General features: G+C 39.7%; 27 protein-coding genes and 1 other annotated feature. Of the genes, 21 read left to right on the forward strand and 6 right to left on the reverse strand.

What is annotated here, in order from left to right:
• Position 1 precedes the first annotated feature (1 nt).
• Genes fmt through rpe form a run of 7 tightly spaced genes read left to right on the forward strand, consistent with a single transcriptional unit; the run spans position 2 to position 7,223 of the window.
• Positions 2 to 946 carry a methionyl-tRNA formyltransferase gene (fmt, locus tag JYB65_RS01620; RefSeq protein ID WP_206580824.1) on the forward strand — a complete coding sequence of 315 codons (945 nt, stop codon included), beginning with the start codon at positions 2 to 4 and terminating at the stop codon, positions 944 to 946.
• A 13-nt stretch (positions 947 to 959) separates the two neighbouring features.
• Positions 960 to 1,658, forward strand: a complete 699-nt coding sequence (locus tag JYB65_RS01625) for a zinc metallopeptidase (protein ID WP_206580825.1) — start codon at positions 960 to 962, stop codon at positions 1,656 to 1,658.
• A 1-nt stretch (position 1,659) separates the two neighbouring features.
• Positions 1,660 to 2,955, forward strand: coding sequence for a 16S rRNA (cytosine(967)-C(5))-methyltransferase RsmB (gene rsmB / locus JYB65_RS01630; RefSeq protein ID WP_206580826.1), 1,296 nt, complete (start codon positions 1,660 to 1,662; stop codon positions 2,953 to 2,955).
• Between the two features lie 16 nt (positions 2,956 to 2,971).
• Positions 2,972 to 3,700: a Stp1/IreP family PP2C-type Ser/Thr phosphatase gene (locus tag JYB65_RS01635; RefSeq protein ID WP_206580827.1), complete on the forward strand. Its 729-nt coding sequence runs from the start codon at positions 2,972 to 2,974 to the stop codon at positions 3,698 to 3,700.
• Between the two features lie 12 nt (positions 3,701 to 3,712).
• Positions 3,713 to 5,656 carry a Stk1 family PASTA domain-containing Ser/Thr kinase gene (gene pknB, locus JYB65_RS01640; RefSeq protein WP_206580828.1) on the forward strand — a complete coding sequence of 648 codons (1,944 nt, stop codon included), beginning with the start codon at positions 3,713 to 3,715 and terminating at the stop codon, positions 5,654 to 5,656.
• Positions 5,656 to 6,522, forward strand: coding sequence for a ribosome small subunit-dependent GTPase A (rsgA, locus tag JYB65_RS01645; protein ID WP_206580829.1), 867 nt, complete (start codon positions 5,656 to 5,658; stop codon positions 6,520 to 6,522). Before pknB ends, rsgA begins: the two co-directional genes overlap by 1 nt.
• A 44-nt stretch (positions 6,523 to 6,566) precedes the next feature.
• Complete coding sequence (gene rpe, locus JYB65_RS01650; protein ID WP_206580830.1) at positions 6,567 to 7,223, forward strand: ribulose-phosphate 3-epimerase; 657 nt, start codon at positions 6,567 to 6,569, stop codon at positions 7,221 to 7,223.
• 357 nt (positions 7,224 to 7,580) lie between these two features.
• Here the strand turns inward: rpe and JYB65_RS01655 are convergent, their stop codons facing one another.
• On the reverse strand, positions 7,581 to 9,134 hold the full coding sequence (locus JYB65_RS01655; protein WP_206580831.1) for an ABC-F family ATP-binding cassette domain-containing protein: 1,554 nt from the start codon (positions 9,132 to 9,134) through the stop codon (positions 7,581 to 7,583).
• 251 nt (positions 9,135 to 9,385) lie between these two features.
• On the opposite strand from JYB65_RS01655, the gene JYB65_RS01660 reads away from it, so the two are divergent.
• From JYB65_RS01660 to thrS, 12 genes are all read left to right on the forward strand, one after another.
• Complete coding sequence (locus tag JYB65_RS01660) at positions 9,386 to 10,048, forward strand: CpaB family protein (protein ID WP_206580832.1); 663 nt, start codon at positions 9,386 to 9,388, stop codon at positions 10,046 to 10,048.
• The gene (locus JYB65_RS01665; protein WP_206580833.1) at positions 10,041 to 10,817 is read left to right on the forward strand and encodes a CpaE/TadZ family protein; all 777 of its coding nucleotides are present in this window, start codon (positions 10,041 to 10,043) and stop codon (positions 10,815 to 10,817) included. Before JYB65_RS01660 ends, JYB65_RS01665 begins: the two co-directional genes overlap by 8 nt.
• Positions 10,799 to 12,175 (forward strand): P-loop NTPase family protein, encoded by a 1,377-nt coding sequence (locus JYB65_RS01670; protein WP_206580834.1) that lies wholly within the window; start codon positions 10,799 to 10,801, stop codon positions 12,173 to 12,175. Before JYB65_RS01665 ends, JYB65_RS01670 begins: the two co-directional genes overlap by 19 nt.
• Positions 12,162 to 13,100 carry a type II secretion system F family protein gene (locus tag JYB65_RS01675; RefSeq protein ID WP_206580835.1) on the forward strand — a complete coding sequence of 313 codons (939 nt, stop codon included), beginning with the start codon at positions 12,162 to 12,164 and terminating at the stop codon, positions 13,098 to 13,100. The genes JYB65_RS01670 and JYB65_RS01675 overlap by 14 nt, the downstream gene beginning before the upstream one ends.
• A gap of 9 nt (positions 13,101 to 13,109) precedes the next feature.
• Positions 13,110 to 13,781, forward strand: a complete 672-nt coding sequence (locus JYB65_RS01680) for a hypothetical protein (RefSeq protein WP_206580836.1) — start codon at positions 13,110 to 13,112, stop codon at positions 13,779 to 13,781.
• Between the two features lie 9 nt (positions 13,782 to 13,790).
• The gene (locus JYB65_RS01685; protein WP_206580837.1) at positions 13,791 to 13,949 is read left to right on the forward strand and encodes a hypothetical protein; all 159 of its coding nucleotides are present in this window, start codon (positions 13,791 to 13,793) and stop codon (positions 13,947 to 13,949) included.
• Position 13,950: 1 nt separating this feature from the next.
• The gene (locus JYB65_RS01690) at positions 13,951 to 14,097 is read left to right on the forward strand and encodes a hypothetical protein (protein ID WP_206580838.1); all 147 of its coding nucleotides are present in this window, start codon (positions 13,951 to 13,953) and stop codon (positions 14,095 to 14,097) included.
• 8 nt (positions 14,098 to 14,105) lie between these two features.
• Positions 14,106 to 14,510, forward strand: a complete 405-nt coding sequence (locus JYB65_RS01695; RefSeq protein ID WP_206580839.1) for a hypothetical protein — start codon at positions 14,106 to 14,108, stop codon at positions 14,508 to 14,510.
• 22 nt (positions 14,511 to 14,532) lie between these two features.
• Complete coding sequence (locus tag JYB65_RS01700; protein WP_206580840.1) at positions 14,533 to 14,970, forward strand: hypothetical protein; 438 nt, start codon at positions 14,533 to 14,535, stop codon at positions 14,968 to 14,970.
• Positions 14,954 to 15,931: a hypothetical protein gene (locus tag JYB65_RS01705; RefSeq protein ID WP_206580841.1), complete on the forward strand. Its 978-nt coding sequence runs from the start codon at positions 14,954 to 14,956 to the stop codon at positions 15,929 to 15,931. Before JYB65_RS01700 ends, JYB65_RS01705 begins: the two co-directional genes overlap by 17 nt.
• Positions 15,897 to 16,964 carry a nicotinate-nucleotide--dimethylbenzimidazole phosphoribosyltransferase gene (cobT, locus tag JYB65_RS01710; protein WP_206580842.1) on the forward strand — a complete coding sequence of 356 codons (1,068 nt, stop codon included), beginning with the start codon at positions 15,897 to 15,899 and terminating at the stop codon, positions 16,962 to 16,964. Before JYB65_RS01705 ends, cobT begins: the two co-directional genes overlap by 35 nt.
• 139 nt (positions 16,965 to 17,103) lie before the next feature.
• Positions 17,104 to 17,353 (forward strand) — a binding site (T-box leader).
• Between the two features lie 87 nt (positions 17,354 to 17,440).
• Positions 17,441 to 19,402 carry a threonine--tRNA ligase gene (gene thrS, locus JYB65_RS01715; RefSeq protein ID WP_206580843.1) on the forward strand — a complete coding sequence of 654 codons (1,962 nt, stop codon included), beginning with the start codon at positions 17,441 to 17,443 and terminating at the stop codon, positions 19,400 to 19,402.
• A gap of 81 nt (positions 19,403 to 19,483) precedes the next feature.
• Here thrS and JYB65_RS01720 read toward each other — a convergent pair whose 3' ends face one another.
• The 5 genes from JYB65_RS01720 to JYB65_RS01740 are packed head-to-tail and all read right to left on the reverse strand — an operon-like array spanning position 19,484 to position 22,731.
• A complete protein-coding gene (locus tag JYB65_RS01720; RefSeq protein ID WP_206580844.1) occupies positions 19,484 to 20,200 on the reverse strand; it encodes a PHP domain-containing protein in 717 nt (238 codons plus the stop codon).
• Positions 20,201 to 20,210: 10 nt separating this feature from the next.
• On the reverse strand, positions 20,211 to 20,540 hold the full coding sequence (locus JYB65_RS01725; protein ID WP_206580845.1) for a hypothetical protein: 330 nt from the start codon (positions 20,538 to 20,540) through the stop codon (positions 20,211 to 20,213).
• Between the two features lie 9 nt (positions 20,541 to 20,549).
• Positions 20,550 to 21,935 carry a [Fe-Fe] hydrogenase large subunit C-terminal domain-containing protein gene (locus tag JYB65_RS01730; protein ID WP_206580846.1) on the reverse strand — a complete coding sequence of 462 codons (1,386 nt, stop codon included), beginning with the start codon at positions 21,933 to 21,935 and terminating at the stop codon, positions 20,550 to 20,552.
• A 12-nt stretch (positions 21,936 to 21,947) separates the two neighbouring features.
• Complete coding sequence (locus JYB65_RS01735) at positions 21,948 to 22,385, reverse strand: ATP-binding protein (RefSeq protein WP_206580847.1); 438 nt, start codon at positions 22,383 to 22,385, stop codon at positions 21,948 to 21,950.
• Positions 22,378 to 22,731, reverse strand: coding sequence for a hypothetical protein (locus JYB65_RS01740; protein ID WP_206580848.1), 354 nt, complete (start codon positions 22,729 to 22,731; stop codon positions 22,378 to 22,380). The genes JYB65_RS01735 and JYB65_RS01740 overlap by 8 nt, the downstream gene beginning before the upstream one ends.
• A gap of 226 nt (positions 22,732 to 22,957) precedes the next feature.
• Between JYB65_RS01740 and JYB65_RS01745 the strand changes: the two genes are divergently transcribed.
• A complete protein-coding gene (locus JYB65_RS01745; protein WP_206580849.1) occupies positions 22,958 to 23,458 on the forward strand; it encodes an NADH-quinone oxidoreductase subunit NuoE family protein in 501 nt (166 codons plus the stop codon).
• Positions 23,459 to 23,466: 8 nt separating this feature from the next.
• Positions 23,467 to 24,024, forward strand: coding sequence for an ATP-binding protein (locus JYB65_RS01750; protein ID WP_206580850.1), 558 nt, complete (start codon positions 23,467 to 23,469; stop codon positions 24,022 to 24,024).
• The last annotated feature ends 6 nt before the right edge of the window (positions 24,025 to 24,030 follow it).

The following is a 24,030-nucleotide window of genomic DNA, read 5'->3' on the forward strand; positions in this document are numbered from 1 at the left end:
GATGAAAACTATTTATATGGGTACGCCGGAATTTGCAGTTCCCGGTTTAGAAGCACTCTATAAAAGTGGACATGAAATCGGCTATGTGGTGACTCAACCCGATAAAGCAAGAGACCGAGGTAAAAAGGTTCAATTTACACCGGTAAAAGAAAAAGCACAAGAATTAAGTATTGAGGTGTTGCAACCGGAAAAAATAAAGGGAAATGAAGAATTCCTTCAAAAATTGAAAGGATACGCACCGGATTTAATTGTCGTGGCGGCTTATGGAAAACTATTGCCGCCGGAAATCATTCATTTGCCAAGGCTAGGCTGTGTAAATATTCATGCCTCTTTACTTCCTCGCTTCAGAGGGGCCGCACCGATTCAGCGTTCTATTATGGAAGGGGATGAATATACAGGCATTACGCTCATGTATATGGAAGAAGGGCTGGACACGGGGGATATGATTGCAAAGAAACAGACCCCAATCCTTCGAAAAACAGCAGCGGAACTTCATGATGAACTTGCCTTGCTCGGCGGAGAATTACTTTCGGAGCAATTGACCAATATTGAATCCGGCAATATCGTAAGAGAAAAGCAAGAGGATTCTTTATCGACGTATGCACCGATGATCTTTAAAAAGGACGGAGAACTTGATTTTTCAAAAGATCCGGTCGTACTGGAAAGGTTGATTCGGGGGATGGATTCTTGGCCCGGAGCCTATACAGAATACAAAGAACAGATGATGAAAGTATGGGGTGCAGAGCCGCTTGAAAAGGTGTCTGGTGAACCCTATGGAACCATACTCTCCGTAACGAAAAAGGGATTGGAAGTATCTGCAGGCGGAAAGACTCTTCTTATTACGGTAATACAGATGCCGGGCAAGAAACGTGTCTCGGTCGAGGATTATCTAAAAGGAAATAAAATAGAAGTCCATGAAGTATTAGGGGGAAAAAATAGGGATTAAGAGGTGATAAGAGATGGTTTTTGATTCAACGATTATTCTATTGATTCCGGCGATGCTATTTGCATTTTATGCGCAGGCAAAAGTAAGTTCTGCTTATAAGCGGTATGCTGCGGTCGGAAATCGAAAAAGAATGACAGGAGCTCAGGCAGCAAGAAGAATTCTGGATAGTAACGGATTGAATGATGTTCGCATTGAGATGGTAAACGGGACGCTGTCGGATCATTACGATCCGAGGAAAAGAGTGCTCCGATTGTCTCCAAAGGTGTATAATGAACCTTCTATTGCATCGGCAAGTATTGCTGCTCATGAGTGCGGACACGCCATTCAGCATGCGAAAAGCTATATGCCTTTGACGTTTAGAAATGCGATTGCACCGATTGTCAGTATCGTATCCAACTTATCATGGCCGTTATTAATCATAGGTATGATAGCGGTGAATGCGGGTTATTATACAAATGGGACATTAATTTTTGATTTAGGCATTTTGTTTTTTGCCGGTGTGGTAGTATTTCATGCGGTGACGTTACCGGTTGAATTTAACGCCAGCCGGAGAGCGATTCAGCAAATGGAGAGTTTAGGTGTCATTTATCAAGAGGAAGTCCCTGCTGCAAAAAAAGTATTGTCGGCGGCTGCAATGACGTATGTTGCTGCATTGGCTGTGGCTGTTGCCAATTTAATTAGAATTCTGCTGATAAGGGGAAGGGAACGATAACATGGACGCAAACAGAAAGACTGCCTATTTGACATTAATGGATATTGAATTAAAGAAATCCTATTCTAATATTGCATTGAATCATCATATTATCTGCGGAAAACCAAATTCGCCGTCTTTTGTAAGGGAACTTGTTTATGGCGTTCTTGAAAATAAGCTGTTATTAGACTATATGTTGGGCCATTTTGTTGCGTCAGGTATCACTAAAGTGAAGCCGAGTGATTTAACCGTTCTTCGGATGGGTGTTTATCAGCTGGGATATATGGATTCCGTACCCGAATATGCGGCCGTCAATGAAAGTGTGCTTTTGGCAAAGAAATATTGCAGAGGACGTGAAGGATTTATTAACGGCGTTTTACGGGCCTATATCAGGGAAAGGAATTCCATTAAATTACCGGAACAATCGGAAGATCCGATTCATTATTTATCGTTAACCTATTCTTGTGAGGCTTGGATTGTTGAGCTTTGGCTGGATCAATACGGCTTTGAAATGACGGAAGCGATCCTTCGCTCTTCTCAGGGAAATCCGGGGCTTACTGTTCGTATCAATACGCTTAAGACGACAAAAGAGAAATTGATGGAACAATTGCACGATGAAGAGTTTGAAGCAGATCCGGGCAAAGTTTGTGACAGGGCGCTATGTATTGTAAAAGGAAGCGGTGTACTAGAAAATAAACTTTATACGAAAGGACTTTTTTCGGTTCAAGACGAGAGTTCTATGAAAGCAGTGGAGATTCTAGATCCGCAGCCGGGAGACTTTGTGATTGACTTATGCGCGGCACCGGGAGGTAAAACGTTAGCGATTTCAGAAAGAATGAACAATCAAGGAAAAGTGATTGCGACGGACATTTATATTAGAAAATTAGACATTATCAATAAAGAGGCAGAGCGACTAGGCGTATCGATCATTGAGACCTTAGCTTGGGATGCCACAAAGATTCACGCGGATTGGATTGGAAAGGCAGATAAAGTTTTAGCAGATGTTCCCTGCTCCGGTCTTGGCGTGATACGAAAAAAACCAGAGATAAAGCATAAGAAAAGATCCAATGAAATGGATCTTCTGCCAATAAAGCAGATGGATATTTTGGCAGCCGCTTCGAACTATGTAAAAACAGGTGGAATTCTTCAATACAGCACCTGTACAATAAATAAACAAGAAAATCAAAAAGTAGTAAAAGAGTTTTTAAGAAAAAATAAGGCCTTTAGTATACTGGAAGAGCGTCAGTTTATGCCTCATATTGAAGGTACAGATGGTTTCTATGTGTGTAAAATGGTTAAAAGTGATAGCTTGATTTAGCGTCAATGGGGAGACTATGGTTCAAGTAGGATTTAAAAGCGATCGAGGCTTAAAGAGAAAAAATAATGAAGATGCTTGTTTTGTGATTCCTGAAGATAAACTTTATATTGTCGCTGACGGTGTCGGCGGCGGGAATTCAGGAGAGGTAGCAAGTCGCCTTGTAGTAAGTCATATTGCCGAGAGGGTGAAAAAAACACCTATAAAAACGGCAAAGAGAAGTGAGGATATCAAAGCGTATCTGGTCCAATCCATTAAAGAAGCGAATGAATTGATATGCAAAATGGCAGAAGAGGATCCGGAAACTCACGGTATGGCAACTACAGTTGTTTTGGCGTATATAAACAGGCGTAAATTGTATGTGTTAAATGTAGGTGACAGCAGGGCTTATTTATTGCGAGACTATCAGCTTACGCAGATTACAGAGGATCATACATATGTCAATACGTTAATAAAATCTGGAGCAATATCGGAGGAAGATGCGAGAACGCATCCTCAAAAAAATATAATAACCAGAGCATTGGGTGGAGAATTATCGGTAGAACCCGATATTTTTGAAGTCAAATTGATGAAAAACGATATCCTATTACTTTGCACAGACGGTTTACATGGTGAGGTAGAAGATCGCAAGATTTGCGAAATATTAAACTCAGGGATGCCGATGTCGGAACTGTGCAATCAACTTATTACAAAAGCAAATCGCTCTGGCGGGAATGATAATATCACAGTAGTCTGTGTAAAAATATAAGGGAGGATTCATATGGGTAGCAGAGTCTTAGCAGGCAGATATGAATTACTGGAACAAATTGGTGAAGGCGGCATGGCCGTTGTATATAAAGCAAGATGCAGAGTTTTAAACAGATATGTAGCAATTAAAATTTTGAAGCCTGAATTTACGAAAGATTTAAAGCTGGTAGAAAAGTTTAAAAAAGAATCTCAGGCAGCGGCAAGCTTAGTACATCCCAATATTGTAGGAGTATATGATGTAGGGAAGGAAGGCAACATTAACTATATCGTGATGGAGTTGGTAGAGGGTAAGATCCTCAGCGACATGATTAAGGAAAATGGCCCCTTTGACTATAAGAAAGCAATTGATATCACACAACAGATCGCAAGAGGGCTGAGCTGTGCGCATAAAAATCACATTATACATAAAGATGTAAAGCCGCATAATATCTTGCTTACAACGGATGGTGTGGCAAAAATTACGGATTTCGGTATTGCAAAATTTGTGGATAATGCCACAATAGTGGGCAATACGGATACGGTGATGGGTTCGGTGCATTATTTTTCTCCGGAACAGGCAAGAGGTGGATATGTAGATGAGAAATCAGATATTTATTCCTTGGGAATTGTTCTTTATGAAATGATTACGGGAACGGTGCCTTTTGATGGGGAAAACCCGGTTACCGTTGCATTAATGCATATTAATGATGAAATTATACCTCCTTCAAAAGTGGTAAACGGAGTACCCCCTGTATTGGAGCAAATTATTATGAAAGCGACCAATAAAATCCAGGTGAACCGGTTTAAGTCTGCGGATGAAATGGCAGATGCTCTGAAAAACGTGGATTTGATCTCCAGTATTGTGGGGGAGGCAACCTATCTGAAGGTGGGGAAAACAGAGAGGGAGCCGGAAGTCGGAAGGGATTCCGCCGCTGATGGAGAGGGGATCAATAAAGCAAAAAAGGAAAGCGCTACGGACATGAAGAAAAACGGAAAAAAGAAAGTTCGATTAAATAAGGTGAAAATTGCAGCGATCATCATCGCATTGGTTTGTGCTATTCCGGTAAGCGGGTTGATTTATGCATTGGTTTCCGGATTTGTTTCTGTCAAAGAAGTAGAAGTACCGGATTTGTCAGGACAAACGGTGGAAGAAGCGACAAAGGCGCTTGAAGATCTGGGTCTAAAGATAGAAACGGGAGATCAAGTGTACGATAGCACGTATGGTGAAGGTGAAATTGTTTCCCAGTCCCCTGAAGCTGATTCTAAGGTGAAAGAAGGTAAAACCATCACGGTCAACATAAGCAAAGGCGCCAAGGAAGGAACAATACCGAACTTAGTTGGAAAGTCTTATGAAGATGCCGTATTCTTAATTGAAAAATATGGCTTTAAGGTAGGTTCTGTAACCACCGGCAAAAGTGAGATGCCAAAAGACGTGGTGATTAGTCAGTCCCCAGAGGGCGGAGAAGAAGCTTCACCGAGGGAGAAGATTAATTTTGTGGTAAGTGAAGGAAGAGCTGAAGGAGAAGTAACGATGCCGTCTCTTATCGGAAAGGATATCGATACGGCTACATCAGATTTACAAAAATTAGGGTTAGCTGTCGGGGATATCGGCTATGATATGAGTCAGGCCTATAACAAAAATCAGGTTATGTGGCAGCAATACGGAGCGGATGAAACCGTTATGAAAGGAACCAAGGTAAATTTGAAAGTCAGTACAGGAACGGAGCCGGCGGGACCGAAATCAATCGCATTAGATGTTGATTTCAGTGAAGCGAAGAACTTAGTATTTTTCTTAACGGTAACGGTTTCAGATGAAACAGGGACCTTTAATGTAATCTCCAGAGAACAGCGATTGAAGGATGATCTCGGTGAAGTAGTATCGTTTACAGGCACCGGACAGGGAACAGTAACCGTTATATTCGATAATGATGTTGTGATGAAGAAAAGTGTAAACTTTAATACCGGAGAAATTAATTAATGGAAGGAATCGTTGTGAAAGGAATCGGCGGCTTTTATTACGTAAAAGCAGAAGGCCAAGTCATTCAATGTAAGGCACGAGGAATTTTTAAAAAAGATGGTATTAAGATTGCAATTGGAGATTTAGTCCGTATTGAACTCAATGAGGGAAGTGATGCAACAATCACTGCAATACATGAAAGAAGAAACTGTTTTATCCGGCCTCCGATTGCGAATGTGGACTGTTTTGCCGTAGTAATGGCGGCAGCAGACCCTGAACCCAATCTTGCTATTATTGACCGATTTTTAGTGATGGCAGAAAAAAGTAATATGGACGTCATTTTATGCATCAATAAGGTGGATATAGCGAAGCCTGAAATGATCAATCGATTAAAAAATATATATGAAGATATCTATCCGATGGTGTTTTTAAATGCAAAAACTGGGAGTGGTATTGATGAATTAAAAAAGTTGATGACCGATAAGAAGTGCGCTTTGGCAGGGCCTTCCGGTGTCGGCAAATCGACGATTTTAAATGCGCTGGAACCAAAAGTTACGGTAGAAACCGGAGAAATCAGTGAAAAGACAAAAAGAGGGAAACATACTACCAGACATGTTGAAATCTTTGATACAGATTTCGGAGCGTTAGTATTTGACACGCCGGGTTTTACTTCTTTTGAAATTCTTGAAGCAGAAGAAGAGGAACTACAGCAGTTCTATCCGGAAATGCTTCCTTATCTGGGCGGATGCAAATATGATAATTGCAGGCATATAAAAGAACCGGAATGCAGCGTGCTGGAAGCCGTGGAAGACGGCGCTATCAGTCAATCAAGGTACAACTCGTATGCAGAACAATATAAAGAAATCAAGGAAAAGAAGAAGTATTGAGCTTGTTTGATATAGGATAGGCAAAAGGAAGGAAAAAATAAATTATGATCAGATTAGCCCCATCAATATTATCCGCGGATTTTTCCTGTCTTGGGGAACAGGTTGGAATCATTGAAAAAGCCGGAGCACATGTCATACATATTGATGTAATGGATGGACATTTTGTACCCAATATCAGTTATGGCGCTACGGTGATGAAAAGCCTTTGCGGCAAAACCAAACTGCCTTTTGATGTACATTTAATGATTGAAAATCCGGATCGGTATATAGCAGATTTTGTTACGGATCAGACTGAATTTATTGTGGTTCATCAAGAAGCCTGTCCTCATCTTCATAGAACGATTCAATATATAAAGTCCTTTGGCGTGAAAGCTGGCGTAGCCATTAATCCGGGCACTTCGCTGAGTACGCTGGATTTTATTTTAGAAGAAGTGGATCTGGTTTTAGTCATGTCAGTCAATCCGGGATTTGGCGGACAGAAATATATTCCTTCGGCATTGGCTAAAGTAGAAGCACTGAAGCAAATTAAAGAGTTGCATAGCCTGAACTATGAAATTGAAATTGACGGTGGCATCAATTTAGAAAATGTGAAGACTGTGACAGATGCAGGTGTAGAATTAGTTGTGGCCGGCTCTTCCGTATTCGGAGCAGAAGATATCGATGCGAGAGTGAAGGAATTCTTAAAGATTTTTGAACAATAGAAATAAAAGAAATAAAACAGAGACTGTCTGACGTAGAAAATAAATTCTACAGAAAGCAGTCTCTTTTTCATGATAAAAATAGTGATACAAGATAATGTATTTGGATTGCCAGTGCCGAAAGATATTTTGAGAAATGTCTATCTTTTCAAATTTCGTGAGTAAAGCTTTCAGCGAGCATGAATATGCGAAGAAAAGCACTGTTTGAGCGTAGCGAGTTTGCTTTTCTACCTGAAAGCTAAGAACGAAATTTATAAAAAGATTCATTTCGAAAACCGATCTTGAGACATTGGCTGTCCAAATAAATACATTTCGTGTTAGTTCTTTTATAATCAACTAGATTGTTATTATATTTCTTTATTACACGATTTTTAAGGTCCAATCTTCTACATTCCAGATATCTGTAATCCAATCTTCGTAGAAAAGCGGTTCGTGGCAAACAAGAAGGATAGAGCCTTTATATTCTTGAAGGGCTCTTTTTAATTCGTCTTTTGCTTCTACGTCCAAATGGTTGGTAGGTTCGTCGAGAATCAGCCAATTGGCTTCTTTTTGCATTAATTCACAAAGTCGTACTTTCGCATTCTCGCCTCCGCTTAATACCCGCATTTGACTTGTGATATGTTCATTTGTCAAACCGCATTTTGCCAAGGCAGAACGAACTTCTCCGTTGGTATAGGAAGGGAAACGCTCCCAAATATAATCGAGGGCCGTAATTTCGCTGTCTCTTCCCGCTTCTTGTTCAAAGTAACCCGGATATAAATAATCGCCCAGTTCAACTTCTCCGGAAATGGATTTTAATTTACCGAGAATCGTCTTTAAAAGCGTTGTTTTTCCCAATCCGTTTGTGCCGGTGATGGCCAATTTACTGCCTCTTTCGATTTCAAAATGAAGAGGTTTGGTCAACGGTTCGTTGTAACCGATAACCAAGTCGTTGCATTGTACGAGATATCTGCTTGGCGTTCTGGCCTCTTTAAACTGGAAGGATGGCTTTGGCTTTTCTCTCGGTCTTTCAATGACTTCTATTCTATCCAACATTTTTTGTCTGCTGTTTGCCATACCTCGGGTTGCCACACGGGCTTTATTTCTGGCAATGAAATCTTCCATCTTCTCAATTTCAGCCTGCTGTCGTTCATAGGCTCGTTCTTGCTGATTCGTTTTGATTTCATGCATGTGCAAGAAGTTATTGTAGTCTCCGGTATATCGAGATAATTCTCCGTCATTGACATGATAGATGACATTAACAACGGAATTTAAAAACTCAACATCATGAGAAATTAAGATAAAGGCATTTTCGTATTCCTGTAAATACCGCTTTAACCATTCAATGTGTTCAAAGTCCAGATAGTTGGTCGGTTCGTCCAACAATAGGATGGAAGGGTCTTCCAGCAAAAGTTTTGTCAGCAAAACTTTTGTCCGTTGACCGCCGGAAAGCTGGGAAACGTCTTTATCAAGGCCGATAGAAGCAAGTCCGAGACCGCCGGCTACTTCATTGATTTTTGCGTCGATGATATAGAAACCGCTGTGCTCAAGAATTTGCTGGATTTCTCCGGCTTCTTCCATGAGTGCTTCAACATCTGATCCTTCTTCAGCCATCTGATCATACATGGCCAGCATTTTTTGCTCCAGTTCAAACATATGCTTGAAAGCTTCCCGAAGCACTTCTCGAATGGTCATACCTGCCTTCAAAGAGGAATGCTGGTCTAAATAGCCCACCGTAACATTTTTTGACCATTCTACTTTTCCGGCATCCGGTTGAATTTTACCGATTATAATATTGAGAAAGGTTGATTTCCCTTCGCCATTTGCGCCAATAAGTCCAATATGCTCGCCTTTTAATAAACGGAAGGAAGCATCTTCTAATATGGTTCGGCCTCCAAAGCCGTGAGATACATTTTCAACTATTAATAAGCTCATTTTTTACTCCTTTTTTAATCATACAGCTAACATTCTATTGGGAAAATGCTGAAAAGTCAATCCTTGTCTTTGAAAAACAGCCACTTTTCGAGACTCGAATTTGACAAATAAATCAAAGCTTTCCGAAGTGAAACTTTTCAACAATTAAATGTAAAAAAATAACATAAATTACAAATATGTGTTGACAAAACAAATAAGAGAGTTATAATAAATTAAAAATGGAAAAAAATGTAAACAGAAAGGACGACAGAATGCATCAAACGTTTCGACTTATAAAACCAATCATAGGATTGCTTCTTATTGTATTATCAGTCAGCATCATTGCTTGGTGGGAAAGTGTGGGGAGAGAGGAACTTCTTATGGAAAAGGTGTTGGTTGCAAAACAGGATATTGAAAAAGGAACAAAAGCAGAAAGAGGATTGTTTATAGAAGTAAATACGACGGAGGAAGCTACGGTGAGACATGCCTTAAAAAGTGATGATTTCCGCCGGATAGAAGGATTGGAGGTCAAGCAGCTTATTCCTAGGAACAGCCAAATTGTTACGTCGTTTTTTGCTTTGAAAGGTTCAGAGATTAATGCAGAGCATACCATATTTCCAATCAAAGAGGAATGGATTGATGCCAGAAGCAGTTCGTTAAGAAAAGGGGATACGATTGACTTGTATAATGCAGAAGGGAGCCTTTACATCGGTACTTTCAAAATCGCTTTTGTGAAGGATTCCAATGAACAAGAGGTAACTGCTATGGATGGAAGTTTAGAAGGAGACAGCATCTTGGAACGGGGTTCTGCCACTTCTATCATATGCTTCGTTGAAATCTTGGCCAGCTTGGAGGAATATAAACAAATTATAAATTATGCAGAAGGCGGAATGCATTTTCTGCTGATACAAAGAGAGGAGGGAGTGGATGAGTAATCTGTTTGCCTTTCATGGCATTGACCACAAGGTAGGGGTAACCATGATTGCTCAATCGGTTGCCGAATTAATTGCGCAGCATAACAGAGAACTTAACGTTTTATTGATTTCCCTGAATGGAAGGAAGAGTGATGAATATCTGAGAGAGGATGTCAAGAGCATTGATCATTTCAAATTGCAGTTAGATAGTAAATTGATCGTTGAAAAGGATTTTATGAGGGAGTGCAGATATAAAGATAATCTGTATGTATTAGGTGGAATCGCCAATGAACAGGAAGAACGATATTACTTTCCGGAAACGGTAAAATATCTCATCACTTCGATTCAAAATGGGTTTGACATCATGATAGCAGATACGGGAAGCTGTATCGATAACGGACTGGCTTTTGGAGCGCTTTGCGTTGCAGGTAAAAATTTTCTCATTGTGACGCAGCAAGAATCCAATTTAAAGCGCTATGAAGAACACATTCATTTGTTCCACCATGCTGAAATAAACTTTGAGAAAATATTAATTAATCACTATCAGGAGGATGATCCATACAATCTTTCATACATCACACAACGAATTGAGGTAGACAAAGAGAAACTTTGTAAGATACAAGCTTCCAATTTCAGCAGACAAGCTGAAATCGAACATAAAACATTCATAGACTTTAAGTTTGATAAGTACACGGATGATATTAAGAATATCTCCAATCAAGTATTGGCTGGTTCGGGATTGCCGACTATACAACCACAAAGGAGAGGAAAATGGAAAAATTTTATCTAGATAATTTTCTGGCAGAAGGCGGACGGATAAAGACAAATAATTTTTTAAGTTTTGAATCTCTTTGCATGTTAATCAACTTGGAATTTCAAAAAGAATGGGAAGATGAAAATGAAAACATCCAGCGGATGATTATGATCCAAAAAAATGCGATTATCGGGTATGAGAAAGAAGTAAACTTTTTTAAAAGTAAAATAAAAGCCTTTATTAAGAAAAGGAATGCGGAAAACACACCATATCCTACTTGGTATAGAAGCCTTGAGGATGCGGTTTACCATGAAAATTGGGGATTGGCAGGAATCGGAGAATGGTTTGCTCCCGGTTATGAAAATAGCAGCTCCTGTAAAGTATTAGGGGATCGAATTTATTTTCAAGAAGCCGGAAGGATGGTGTTAAAACCGCAGAAAATTTCACAATCCAGAAGAGAACAGTTGATTCGGGCATTTCTGCTGTCCATGCCGGAAGAACGGCTGGATAAAGATTTTCATGAAATCTATACTTTAGACGGAACTAGGATCACCATATTTAGAGGAAGTTCCGTAAAAACAGGACAGGATGTCATTGTATTTAGAAGATACATCATTCCTACCTATACGTTTGAAGAGCAGGCAAAGCGAAATACGATACCGTATGAGAGTATTCCCTTATTTAAGGAGATGGTCAAATTGGGATTCAATATTGCAGTCACAGGAGCTATGAAAAGTGCTAAGACTTCATTTTTAGCCACTTGGCAGAGTTATGAAGATCCCTCACTGGAAGGTGTAATGCTCGAAACCGATCCAGAGATTAGTCTGCATAAACTGATGCCTACGGCACCCATTGTGCAGGTCTTGGCAAAGGACGAAAAATTGAAGACAATTACGTCCCATTTACTCAGAAGTGATGCAGATTATCTGATTATGGCAGAAGCCAGAGATGGTATCGCTTTGGACACGGTGCTGCGAATAGCCAGCAAAGGTACACGAAGGCTCAAGATTACCTTTCATGAAAGGAACCCGATGGATTTTCCTTATGACATTGCCGCTGAAGTCGTATTAAGTTTAGGCGGGAATCCGGAGCTTATTGCAAAGCGTGTAGCGGGGAGTTTCGATTATATTTTTCACTTCATACAACTAAAAGATAAAAGCCAAAAAAGATTGAAAGGGATTTATGAAATTTCATTTGATAAAGCGACAGCAACGATTAAAATAGATCCCATTTGTTTATATGAACACAGTACGGATCGTTGGAAATGGTTTTACAGGATGAACGAAGATAAAGAAATTGCGGCAAAAGAAGAAGACGAAGAAAGCTTTTATCACTATGATTCCCTGCTCAGAGGATTAGCGAAAAGCAGAGAGGGTTCTTATGCAGACTGTTAGTATGATATTAATAGAGACCACGTTATATGGGGTATTTTTCATTGGATGGTATCTCATTTACAACAAAGAAGTAACACTTTACTCCGCTCGATTAAAAATGCACTGTCGTTTAAAAGCTCGTAAAAATATGTTAGAAGGATTGAATCCCATTGAAAATCACTTTGAACAATTAACAAGAGCAACGATCAAGATAAAAGGACGTTATTTGATGCTGTTTACTATAAGTGTATTTGTTTTAGTGCTGATAGTGGGGTTTAGAAGCCTGTCTGCGTTTATGGCATTTTTATTTGCCGTATCCATCGCTTCCATACCATACATATTGTTACGCATACGCCTTGAGACCATTCGAAGAAAGAGCAGTTTTGAAGGAGAAATATTAATCAGTAATTTTTTAAATCAATATAGGGTTTCCAATTTCAATATTTATGAAGCGTTAGAAAAAGTAATTTCAGAAAGTAAAAATACAAAAATAAGCAATAAACTTATTTTGCAAATGCTCTTAGAACTTAGAGGTACTGCGAATCCGAAAGAAATAAAAAAAGCAACGGACAAGTTTAACCAAGTCATTCATACGAACTGGGCCAGGATGTTTTCCTACAATGTACGGCTGGGAGCAGAAAAAGGAATCAACGTTTCCATGGCAATAGAAGATATTTTAATTCAGCTTAGAGAAGCCAGGATGCTTTACGAAGAGCGGAAAAGGCTGAATTCCGAAGCAGTGAGAATTGTTGTTTACCTCATTCCTATTTTATATTTGTTTACGTTACTGATGTCAGTTCGTTATATTGGAATAAACCTTGGTACCTATATCCATAACCAGTTTTTTACAAAAGAAGGCTTCATCTTGCTTACTTTGAGTGTGTCTATGTTTTTGTTCAATATCGCCTTAATTGAGATCGTAGGAAAACAGAAATTTGATTTTTAGGAGGTAGAAATGATAGGTTATGCGATTTATCTTCCGTTTTTCGCCATGATAGTAACAGGAATCCACTTATTAATTGGTGTTCGTAAAGGGGGAATTTTAACAAAGTATTATCGAAGAGGGTTGAAAGAAAATAAAGAAGGGATAAAATACAGTTTTCAAGCAATTAAAAAATATGTTCAAGAAAAATGGAAGCGGATGAACAAGAAAAGAAGAATAGAGACAATGGACAAGGAAATATATGATGCGATCTCTTTTCTAAGAAATATTATTTCCATAGAGAGGGGAAAACAAGTCAGCACCGATTTTATTATTGAGCAGCTATCGGAAAGAGAAGGACTGTTACAGCCGGTTTATATTAAAATGTTAAGTTTATTACGGTTAAATAAAAAGAAAGAGGCGGCCGGGGTCATGTCGGAAGAGCTGCAAACGCCTAATGGAAAAGAATTTGCCAGTTTACTTTTAAAGTGGGATGAAATCAATCCTCAGGAGCTGACAGAAATTCTTTTGTCACATCAAAAAAGTATCAAAGAATTTCGAATCACCGCTCAAAAACATAAAGACGAAGTGGTCAGCGATTTAATCTATTTTCCGGTGGTCATGAATGTAGTATTTATATTTATCAATTTTATTTATGTAGGGTATTTCATCAGTCAGAAGGAAATACTGCAAACGATATTATAGGGGGAGTTTATGAAACAGATCATTGTTCTTGCGGCTTTTATTGCGCTAGGTTTATGCATTTCCGGCATTGTACTGGGGTTTGAAGATAATATTGAGACGATTGGGACGAAGACAGAGTCTGCCATTACTTCCGTATCCAATAGTATTTCAGGGATCGGCGGAAGTTGATATGAAGCAATATGTTGTACTATCCAGCCTCATTGTGCTTGGACTTTTTATATACAATATCATTGCCGGAAATGACGGGGATTCCATCCTGCATTCTCTTCAGCAAGTGTGGACGTTAAACTTGGATGTCAGAACCTATAGTCCATAGGAGGACCGATGAAAGATTTTATTGTATGCATGGCTATTATACCAATACTGATTTTGTTTATGATTCAAATTGGGGTAGATCAAAACAATAATCAGATTATTGGAGTGATTCAATCTATAACCTATGCCGCAAAAGAGGATGCAAAGCAAGCCGGAGGATTTACACCGGAAATAAGACAAAGCCTGATAGACGGTATCAGTGAGAAAACGGGGATATCGGCAGGTAAGATTAAGGTAACAGCCGATCAACATATAAAATACCGATATTCTGTCGGTGAAAACAGACTCATCCATTATAGAGTGGAGGTAGAAATCGAAAGTATTATGGCGGGAGATGAATTTTATGGGATACGAGACGAAGATAATCGCTATACCTACGTGATAGACAGCTATACTGCAAGTGAAAAAGTATAGAAATGAAAATAAGGGGCAAATTATGAAGGTATTTATTGTTTTTGTAAGCCTTCTCATTGTATATGTCAGCGCATTGGTTTATCAGGGGGATTTAGGACGGTATGTGCATGAGCAGGTATTGCTGAAAGAAGCTGCCGAGGAATGCGCAGCCGGTGCAGCATTATTGATGGATAAGGAAGAATATGCGAATGGAAAGATGGTTTTTGATTATGAGGCCGGTCAAAAATACGCGCAAGAATATCTGGAGTACATAAAAAGAAATTCAAGAGTTTTGTCGGCAGGAGAAGTAGACTATAAAATAGAATTTGAAGATGATAAAATAGGATATTTCTCTTCAAACACGGATAAAATCCCTGCGGTAACGGTAGAAATCAAAGTTCTGACAGAGGATTTATTTAAACTACCTTTTCTAAATGTGACAAGCTTGGAAAGAAGAGCACGATATGAATTGCCAGAGTAAGAAAAAAGGAAAAGCGGCTTTAAAAAGGGCGACAGTTAGTGCGATTGTCGCTTTTTCTATTCTTTGGATTGCTATAGATGAGGCAGAGTTGAATCCTGTCTACAAACCGGATTACCAGAGGATTTCTCTGGCCTATGTGCTAGAAGATGTAAAAGAAGCCGGACAATTCGGGCAGAAAGAAAATCAGGAAGAAGAGTTATCTGAACAGGATTATGAAACTATCTTCAGACAGACCGGTTTAGGAAAGGCGGCAGTGGATTATATCATAAAACACAATAAGGACTATGAAAGTGTCATTAAAAAGTATCAAAAAATATTTTTTGATGGTTATCCCTATACTTGTGCTAAAATAGGATTATTGACATACAATGAACGCATGCGTGACGAAAACGGCAACAAGATATTGGGTAATAAAATTATTGACCTGCAACCGGGGGATGTGCTGGTGAGTTTATCTACTCATACGATGGGATATCGACACGGACATTGCGGACTGGTTGTGCGCAAGCCTGAAAAAGGCAAAGATGCGGTGACAATAGAAGCGGTATATCTGGGAGAACCCACGGAATATCAATCGATAAAAAAGTGGTACTCTTGCCCAACCCTTGTTCATCTAAGGATTTCTGAAGAGGCAGCCCGGTCAAAAGGGTATACACAGGAGGAATTAGGTAAATTATTGGTTGAGTACGCAAAAGAAAACTGTTTAGGCATTGATTATGGACTTGTACCTGAACTGTCCAATATGAATAGTGACACCATTCGCAAAACGCACTGCTCTCATTTGATTTGGTATATCTTTAAGCATTTTGGATATGATGTGGACAGCAACGGAGGACTGATTGTAACCCCGGCTGATATAGCGGCAAGTGATTTGTTTGAAATTGTACAAATATATGGAATTGATCCGGACTTTAGGAGGAAAACAGATGAAAACATTGGAAGAAGTTTTGAAGGGAATTAGAGGTGCAGACGAAACAGCGATAGAGGAAGCACAGAAATACATGGATTGCTTGATTAAGCCTCTTGGCAGTCTGGGGAAGCTTGAGGCGATGGCCGTCAAGATGGCAGGTATTACAGGAAAAATAAAAAACAGTGTTGAAAAAAAATGTTCCATCGTCATGGTAGCAGATAATGGCGTATGTGCCGAAGGAGTTGCAGGAACGCCTCAGGACATCACGTTAATTCAGGGAATGAACATGACAAAAGGAATTTGCGGAATGGGTGTTTTATCGGCCCATGCTGGTGCAGATATAAAGGTTGTCGATGTCGGTATTATGTCCGATTATAATAATGACAAAGTATATAACAGAAAAATAAAATATGGTACGGACAATTTTGCCAAGGGCCCTGCCATGACTCGAGAAGAAGCCATAAGGGCTATAGAAATAGGAATAGAAATGGTGGAAATTGCAGTATCAGAAGGCTATCAGCTGATTGGTACGGGGGAAATGGGAATCGGAAATACCAGTTCAACAAGCGCGGTATTTATGGCCATGACGGGAGAATCCGCTGAGCGTGCTGTTGGAAAGGGAGGAGGGTTGACGGATGAAGCCCTTATACATAAAAAGCAGATTATAACCGAAGCCATAAAACAGAATAAGCCTGATCCAAAAGATCCTGTTGATGTCGTTTCAAAGGTGGGAGGATTGGATATTGCCGGCTTGGCAGGCTGCTTTTTAGGCGCTGCCTATTTTCGGGTTCCAATTGTGATAGACGGCGTCATTTCGGCCCTTTCTGCTTATGTAGCAGCACAAATGAATCCTTTGGTGAAAGATTTTATTTTCTCCAGTCATAAATCGAAAGAACCGGTATATGATTTGATCTTTAAAGAACTGGAAATGGAACCGTTTTTGGATATGGATATGAGATTAGGTGAAGGCACTGGCTGTGTGCTCGCCTTTCCTATCATTTCAGCAGCCTGTGCTGTCATGAACATGGCTACATTTGATGATATCAAATATGATCAATCCTATCGAATTGACATTCGAAAATAAGCCTTATTTTAGGGGTGACATTTTCGCTCGATAGTTTACATACTGACATTATCGCAAGATAACAACAAAAGCCTTATTTTAGGGGTTGAAAAAAATCTCTGAAGTGGTATAATGAATGCATTATATTTAATTCAATATTTTGAACACGTTGATGAGACGAGTAAAATGGGAAATATTTAAAGAGAGAAGTCGGCTGCTGGAAAGGCTTTAATAGGAACCATTTGAAAACTACCTCGGAGTGGCCCCAATCCGGTCCGGTGATTCCGTTATAATCAAAAGAGTGGTTTTGTAATTCTTGAAAATGTACTCCAATATATATTTTGATAGGAGAGACAGGAAATTACTAAGCAATTAGGGTGGAACCGCGAGAAAGATAACTCGTCCCTTTCTGTAGATATGCAGGAAGGGATTTTTTATGTAGAGATATACTTACCTGCTGGGTCTGAAAATTAATTTTAAACAGGAGGAATTAGTTCATGAAGATTGTATTGAAAGATGGCTCTGTAAAAGAGTATGAAGAAGCAAAAGCTATTATTGATATAGCCGCAGATATTAGTGAAGGACTCGCCAGAGTAGCATGTGCCGGTGAAGTAAACGGTGAAGTGGTAGATTTAAGAACCATTATTGATCAGGATTGTGAGTTAAATATTTTGACAGCAAATGACCCGAAGGGTTTAGCAGCTTATCGTCATACCGCATCCCATATTCTTGCGGAAGCTGTAAAACGTTTATATCCGGAAGCAAAACTTGCAATCGGCCCTTCCATTGATACCGGTTATTACTATGATTTTGAACACGAACCGTTTTCCAGAGAAGATTTAGATAAAATCGAAGCGGAAATGAAGAAAATCATCAAAGAAGGAAAACCGATCGAACGATTCACGATGCCGAGAGCGGAAGCCATCCAATTCATGGAAGAAAAGGGTGAACCGTATAAAGTGGAATTAATTCAGGATTTACCTGAAAATGCAATCATATCGTTCTATAGCCAGGGTGAGTTTGTGGATTTATGTGCAGGACCGCATTTGATGACTACCAAACCGATTAAGGCGTTTAAGCTGATTTCCTCCTCCGGTGCATACTGGAGAGGCAGCGAAAAGAATAAAATGCTGACAAGGATTTACGGAACAGCTTTCACAAAGAAAGAAGAATTGGCTGCATACCTTGTTCATTTGGAAGATATCAAAAAGCGCGACCATAACAAGCTTGGACGTGAAATGGAACTGTTTGCGACTGTCGATGTGATCGGTCAGGGACTTCCTCTTTTAATGCCGAAAGGTGCGAAGATGATTCAGACCCTTCAACGATGGATTGAAGATGAAGAAGAGCGCAGAGGTTATGTAAGAACAAAGACTCCGTTGATGGCAAAGAGAGATTTATATATCATTTCCGACCACTGGGCACATTATAAAGAGGGGATGTTCGTATTAGGCGATGATGAAGATGAGAATGCAGAAGTATTTGCACTTCGTCCGATGACATGTCCGTTCCAGTATTATGTATATAAGCAGAGTCAGAAGTCCTACAGGGATTTACCGCTTCGCTACGGTGAAACGTCTACTTTATTTAGAAATGAAGATTCCGGTGAAATGCATGGCTTGACTCGAGTTCGTCAGTTCACCATCTCAGAAGGACATCTGATCGTTCGGCCGGATCAGATTGAAGAAGAATTTAAAGCTTGTGTAGACTTAGCAAAATACTGTCTAACAACGTTAGGCCTTGAAGAAGATGTAACGTACCGTATGTCCAAATGGGATCCGAACAATACCGAAAAGTATATGGGAACGGCTGAAATGTGGGATGAAGTACAAGATATGATGAGAAATATCTTAAATCATATCGGCATTGACTTTACGGAAGCAGAAGGTGAAGCAGCCTTCTACGGTCCGAAGCTGGATATTCAGGCAAAGAATGTTTATGGTAAAGAAGATACCATGATCACTATTCAGCTTGATATGTTCCTTGCAGAACGTTTTGACATGTCCTTTGTGGATAAGGATGGCGAGAAAAAGAGGCCATATATCATTCACAGAACATCCATGGGATGCTATGAAAGAACCCTGGCTTGGCTGATTGAAAAGTATGCCGGTAAATTCCCTACTTGGTTATGCCCGGAACAAGTTCGAATTCTTCCTATCTCAGAAAAATATCATGACTATGCAAGAGAAGTATATGAGCAACTGAGAAATAATGGTATCCTTGTGACCATGGATGAAAGAAGCGAAAAGATTGGATATAAGATTCGTGAAACCAGACTGGATAGAGTTCCATATATGCTTGTTGTAGGCCAGAAAGAAGCAGAAGAAGGCGTGGTTTCCGTAAGAAGCCGTTTCAACGGAGACGAAGGCCAAAAGCCGCTGCAGCAGTTTATCAGTGAAATCTGTGAAGAAATCAGAACAAAAGAAATCAAGCAGATCAATGTGGAAGAAGAAAAATAATTGATTTTTCGGATGCAGCCGTATTGTTGCATCGATTATAAAAAATAAACCGTTACGCCTTCATTTCGAATCGTAACGGTTTTATTTTTTTGATAGAGCATCTAAAACGCCCCGAATGGATTTTTCTTTGACTTGGATGGTATAGCTAGGTTCACGAATTTCGTGAAGGCTATGTGCATCCGATGAACTGATAATCCGGCAAGATTTAAGATAAGGATTTGTTTCTTGCAATTGTTTTAAGTTTGACAGGTGTCGAAGTTCTGCACAGTCAAATTTACTGTCCGGCGGAATGAAACCCAGATTGGAGATAATACTGGCAGAGGTTTTGTCTAGGTGGGCGGGAACCATAATTCCATCATACTCGGCAAGGAGACCCCACAGTTCATCAAAGCTGATGGTGGTGGAATTTATCAGTAAATTTGGTATTTTTTCTACCGGGTTATCCTGATTGTCATAAACAATTTGTTCCCCAAAGACTTCTTCCCTATTGGCAATCGGGATGAGTCGCTGATAAACCAGCGCATCAAATCTCATGGCGGCTGATAGGCTGTAAAAGTAGCATAAGACATGTACTTCTTCCTGAGTGGTCAGTTCCATCCCCGGGATAGCCAAGATCCCAAACTGCTTTGCATAGGACATTACGGCCGGTATATTCTTGCATGAATTATGATCTGTCACCGCTATGGCATCCAGTTTTTTCAGTTTAGCCATAGCGACAATATTACCGGGTGTCATATCATTATTGCTGCAAGGTGAGAGGGAGGAATGGATATGAAAGTCGTAAGATAAATGTAGCATATTAATACTCCTATAGTAGTTGGTGTACAGCAAGTGCAGCCTCGAATATCGGTAAATCCGTGTAGAATATGGTGATTCCTTGGACCTTCGCTTTTTGTAATGTTGACTCATCTAATGTACTGCCCTCAGCAAATACGATGCAAGCCACATCCGTTAAAGAGGCCACTGCTAAGGTATTGATATTGCTCATCACGGTTACCCAAACAGAGTCTGCGGGAGCTCTGCCCATCGCAATGCTTAACAAATCACAACAAAAAACTTCACGGATAGATTGTTGGGGGTTGCTTCCCAAATGAACCACTTTAAAAATGTCTTTTTCAACGAATTCCTTTACATTCATTATGAACCTCTAATCCACATCGTGATTTAAATGGCTGTCTAAAACAGCAATCTCATTGATATATTCCTTTAAAGTTTGTACATAACCATATACACTGTCTTCATTAATAACCGTATCATTTGCAAAAGAAGTCGCGTCCATTGATAATTTATGAATTTGGTCTTTGAGGATATGAATACAAGCATGCTCATTGGCATTCCCCTTTACGATATCCTCTGCAAGCGCTTTGCAGGTAGGAGCACCACAAATACCGCAATCTAGTTTTGGAAATTTTTGATAGATCTCCTGTACCTGAGTCATTAATGCCGCTCCTTCTATGAAGTTATCACCTAGCTCGAAAACGGGCTCATAGACAACATCAACGTCCCAAAACAAATCACGGTCACTTATTTTACGATGTTCTGAGATATATCGAATCGGAAGGCTCTCGTTGATCTTTTTTAATTTTGTCTGTGCAATAAACGGATTCTCTACATTCAGTACACCGCCTACGCAGCCTCCGCTGCAAGCATCCAGCTCGATATAACGTAAACCGCTTAATTTTTCATCTTCCAAATCTTCTAAGACTCGAATGACATTTTCGATGCCGTCTGCTGCTAAATACGCATCCGTTTCCAATGCCAGGGCTTCTCCGCCTCCTTTTCCCCAGCCGACCCCTATTCTTCCTGCATTCGAAAGAATTTTAGTGGTTTGTGCGGCCTGTTTCATGTTAGCGAGGATAAGAGAGTAGACATCAGAAATCCCTATTGCACAGTCTATCTCGGTTTTCTCTATTCCTAAGGGCGCTTTGACATAAGTGATTTTCGATGAACAGGGTGATAAAAAAATAATACCGATTTTTTCGGACGGGAGACCGGTTTTGCGCATGGCCGCCCTTCGTGCGAAAATAGCCGCAATTTCAACAGGGGGATTAATGGGTAAAAGATGCTCGATTAAATTTGGAAACCGCACACGAATCAAGCGTACAACGGAGGGACAGGCGGTACTGATGTAAGGCCAGTTCTCTCTATGTATATCTACATATTCTTTCGTAGCGGCCGATACGATTTCTGCGGCAGCTGCTACTTCGTATACATCATTAAAACCAAGCTCTAAAATGGCCGTAAGGATGATGTTCACATCTGTGACATTGTTAAATTGACTATATAAAGAAGGTGCAGGGAGTGCAACCGTATATTCATAGTCTTTGAGGCATTCTATCGAATCGCGTTGTATTTTTTTTGCATGGTTCTGGCAAGTTCGTACACATTCACCGCAGTCTATGCAAAACTCTTTTGTAATACATGCTTTCCCGTTTCGAACGCGGATAGCCTCAGTCGGGCATCTTTTTATGCAATTAATGCATCCGCTGCAAAGTTCTTCTCGCAGATAAACGGAATGGAAAAATTTGTCCATATCAGCTACCTCTTATTCATTTGATAAATTGATTGCTATGGTCAGCGTAGTCCCAACGTCAAGAACGGTTTCGATGTTCATATCATCCGAGCACTTCTTGATATTAGGGAGACCCATACCGGCTCCGAAACCTAAAGAACGGGCACTGGCAGAAGCTGTGGAATAGCCTTCTTCCATCGCTTTGTCGATATCTTCAATGCCTGGACCTGAGTCTTTTAGAACCATAATGATTTGATTGGGGGTAAGGTTTACATCAATGGTACCTCCTTGAGCATGAATGACCATATTGATCTCTCCTTCATAAAGGGCGATAGCAACCCGCCGGATAATATCCGGCGAAACCCGGAGGTGTTTCAGCGTGTTTTTTACATCGCTGCTCGCCTCACCGGCACGTGAAAAGTCATCCGGAACGACGGTATAATGTAAGGTTAAAATGCTATCACTATTCATGGGCATGGTCTCCGTTGACACCATTTGAAAATAGTAAGCCACAAGAGTTAAACATCGTCTTTCCGGTGGATAGAAGACAAATGTTCTTTTGATTGGCCATTTGAATCATACTGGCATCCGGTTGTTTACCCCTCACCATAATAACGCAAAGCATATCCATCATTTCTGCCGTTCGGAGAACTTGTGTGTTGCAAAGCCCCGTAAGCAGAATTTTCTGATCTTTTACCAATGACAAAACATCACTCATCAGATCTGAGGCACAGGCTGAATGTATTTCTGTCTCAAGAAGATCTTCTCCACATAATAAAGTTGCGTCTAAGAGCAATTGAATGTCTTTCAGTTGCATGTTTACCTCCACATTTGTATAAAGCGTATGCTGCTGTTCTAAAAAATAAACTTGCCAATATATGCAAATAGAAATCTTTGGTTTCATGATTTGCATTTTTTTTATAGATTTTTGTGCAAGAAAGTGTTATAACTGTTTCTATAATTGTTTAATTATTATAATTATTTTAACAATTTAATTATCTCATGACAAAATAATTTTGTAAATAGTAAGGGGGAATTTTAATTTGGCTTCGGAAAAGAAAGAAGTGCCTTTTGACGGTACAAGGGAACAAGAGCAAGAGCTGATTAAAGTCATTGACGAGTTAAAGCATGAAAAAGGCTGTTTAATGCCGATCATGCAGAAAGCACAGAATATTTATGGATATCTTCCCATAGAAGTTCAAACGATCATTTCTGACGGGTTGGGCGTACCCTTGGAAAAGATTTATGGAGTAGCGACCTTTTACTCGCAATTTTCTTTAACACCGATGGGCAAACATAAAATTTCAGTCTGTCTAGGAACAGCATGTTACATAAAGGGTGCAGGTGATATCTACAATAAATTGATGGATATACTGGGTATTGTAGGCGGAGAATGTACCGCGGACGGTTTATTTTCATTGGAAGCATGCAGATGTGTGGGTGCCTGCGGATTGGCCCCGGTCATGATTATTGATGATGATGTACATGGACGAATTACTGTAGATGATGTGGAAGGTATAGTAAACAACTATCGGGAAGTATAGTAAAAAGTATGATGACAGAAATTTCTTTAAATATTTTAGATATTGCAGAAAACTCAATAAGAGCAGAGGCTTCATTGATCCAAATTAAAGTAGCAGCGGATGGTGAGGAAGATACCTTAACGGTAGAGATAAATGATAATGGGAAGGGCATGAATGAAGAACAGGTGAACCAATGTATGGATCCGTTCTTTACGACAAGAAACACCAGAAAGGTCGGACTTGGAATCTCATTTTTTAAGATGGCCGCTATAGCCACTGGAGGAAGTTTTGAGATTTCCTCAACAGAAGGAACAGGAACTGATGTCAAGGCAGTGTTTAAACTTTCGCATATAGACAGAATGCCGCTTGGAGATATCAACAGTACCATTTATACCCTAATCGCTTTTAATACAAATATAGATTTTATATTTACATATTCGTATGATGAAAGACAATTTATACTTGATACACGTGAATTTAAAGAGATTCTGGAAGGAATACCTTTAAATTCTTCGGATGTTTTAAAGTATTTGAAAGAATATTTAGACGAAAACAAACTAGAAGTTGATAGAAATTTGTTGCCATAAATAAAA

It is taken from the genome of Clostridium aminobutyricum (assembly GCF_017255415.1).
In the GTDB taxonomy this organism is placed as follows: Bacteria; Bacillota; Clostridia; order Peptostreptococcales; family Anaerovoracaceae; genus Aminipila; species Aminipila aminobutyrica.

Coding starts and splice junctions, on each gene's coding strand:
- fmt (WP_206580824.1), top strand. CDS start 2: ATGAAAACTATTTATATGGGTACGCCGGAATTTGCAGTTCCCGGTTTA.
- JYB65_RS01625 (WP_206580825.1), top strand. CDS start 960: ATGGTTTTTGATTCAACGATTATTCTATTGATTCCGGCGATGCTATTT.
- rsmB (WP_206580826.1), top strand. CDS start 1,660: ATGGACGCAAACAGAAAGACTGCCTATTTGACATTAATGGATATTGAA.
- JYB65_RS01635 (WP_206580827.1), top strand. CDS start 2,972: ATGGTTCAAGTAGGATTTAAAAGCGATCGAGGCTTAAAGAGAAAAAAT.
- pknB (WP_206580828.1), top strand. CDS start 3,713: ATGGGTAGCAGAGTCTTAGCAGGCAGATATGAATTACTGGAACAAATT.
- rsgA (WP_206580829.1), top strand. CDS start 5,656: ATGGAAGGAATCGTTGTGAAAGGAATCGGCGGCTTTTATTACGTAAAA.
- rpe (WP_206580830.1), top strand. CDS start 6,567: ATGATCAGATTAGCCCCATCAATATTATCCGCGGATTTTTCCTGTCTT.
- JYB65_RS01655 (WP_206580831.1), bottom strand. CDS start 9,134: ATGAGCTTATTAATAGTTGAAAATGTATCTCACGGCTTTGGAGGCCGA.
- JYB65_RS01660 (WP_206580832.1), top strand. CDS start 9,386: ATGCATCAAACGTTTCGACTTATAAAACCAATCATAGGATTGCTTCTT.
- JYB65_RS01665 (WP_206580833.1), top strand. CDS start 10,041: ATGAGTAATCTGTTTGCCTTTCATGGCATTGACCACAAGGTAGGGGTA.
- JYB65_RS01670 (WP_206580834.1), top strand. CDS start 10,799: ATGGAAAAATTTTATCTAGATAATTTTCTGGCAGAAGGCGGACGGATA.
- JYB65_RS01675 (WP_206580835.1), top strand. CDS start 12,162: ATGCAGACTGTTAGTATGATATTAATAGAGACCACGTTATATGGGGTA.
- JYB65_RS01680 (WP_206580836.1), top strand. CDS start 13,110: ATGATAGGTTATGCGATTTATCTTCCGTTTTTCGCCATGATAGTAACA.
- JYB65_RS01685 (WP_206580837.1), top strand. CDS start 13,791: ATGAAACAGATCATTGTTCTTGCGGCTTTTATTGCGCTAGGTTTATGC.
- JYB65_RS01690 (WP_206580838.1), top strand. CDS start 13,951: ATGAAGCAATATGTTGTACTATCCAGCCTCATTGTGCTTGGACTTTTT.
- JYB65_RS01695 (WP_206580839.1), top strand. CDS start 14,106: ATGAAAGATTTTATTGTATGCATGGCTATTATACCAATACTGATTTTG.
- JYB65_RS01700 (WP_206580840.1), top strand. CDS start 14,533: ATGAAGGTATTTATTGTTTTTGTAAGCCTTCTCATTGTATATGTCAGC.
- JYB65_RS01705 (WP_206580841.1), top strand. CDS start 14,954: ATGAATTGCCAGAGTAAGAAAAAAGGAAAAGCGGCTTTAAAAAGGGCG.
- cobT (WP_206580842.1), top strand. CDS start 15,897: ATGAAAACATTGGAAGAAGTTTTGAAGGGAATTAGAGGTGCAGACGAA.
- thrS (WP_206580843.1), top strand. CDS start 17,441: ATGAAGATTGTATTGAAAGATGGCTCTGTAAAAGAGTATGAAGAAGCA.
- JYB65_RS01720 (WP_206580844.1), bottom strand. CDS start 20,200: ATGCTACATTTATCTTACGACTTTCATATCCATTCCTCCCTCTCACCT.
- JYB65_RS01725 (WP_206580845.1), bottom strand. CDS start 20,540: ATGAATGTAAAGGAATTCGTTGAAAAAGACATTTTTAAAGTGGTTCAT.
- JYB65_RS01730 (WP_206580846.1), bottom strand. CDS start 21,935: ATGGACAAATTTTTCCATTCCGTTTATCTGCGAGAAGAACTTTGCAGC.
- JYB65_RS01735 (WP_206580847.1), bottom strand. CDS start 22,385: ATGAATAGTGATAGCATTTTAACCTTACATTATACCGTCGTTCCGGAT.
- JYB65_RS01740 (WP_206580848.1), bottom strand. CDS start 22,731: ATGCAACTGAAAGACATTCAATTGCTCTTAGACGCAACTTTATTATGT.
- JYB65_RS01750 (WP_206580850.1), top strand. CDS start 23,467: ATGATGACAGAAATTTCTTTAAATATTTTAGATATTGCAGAAAACTCA.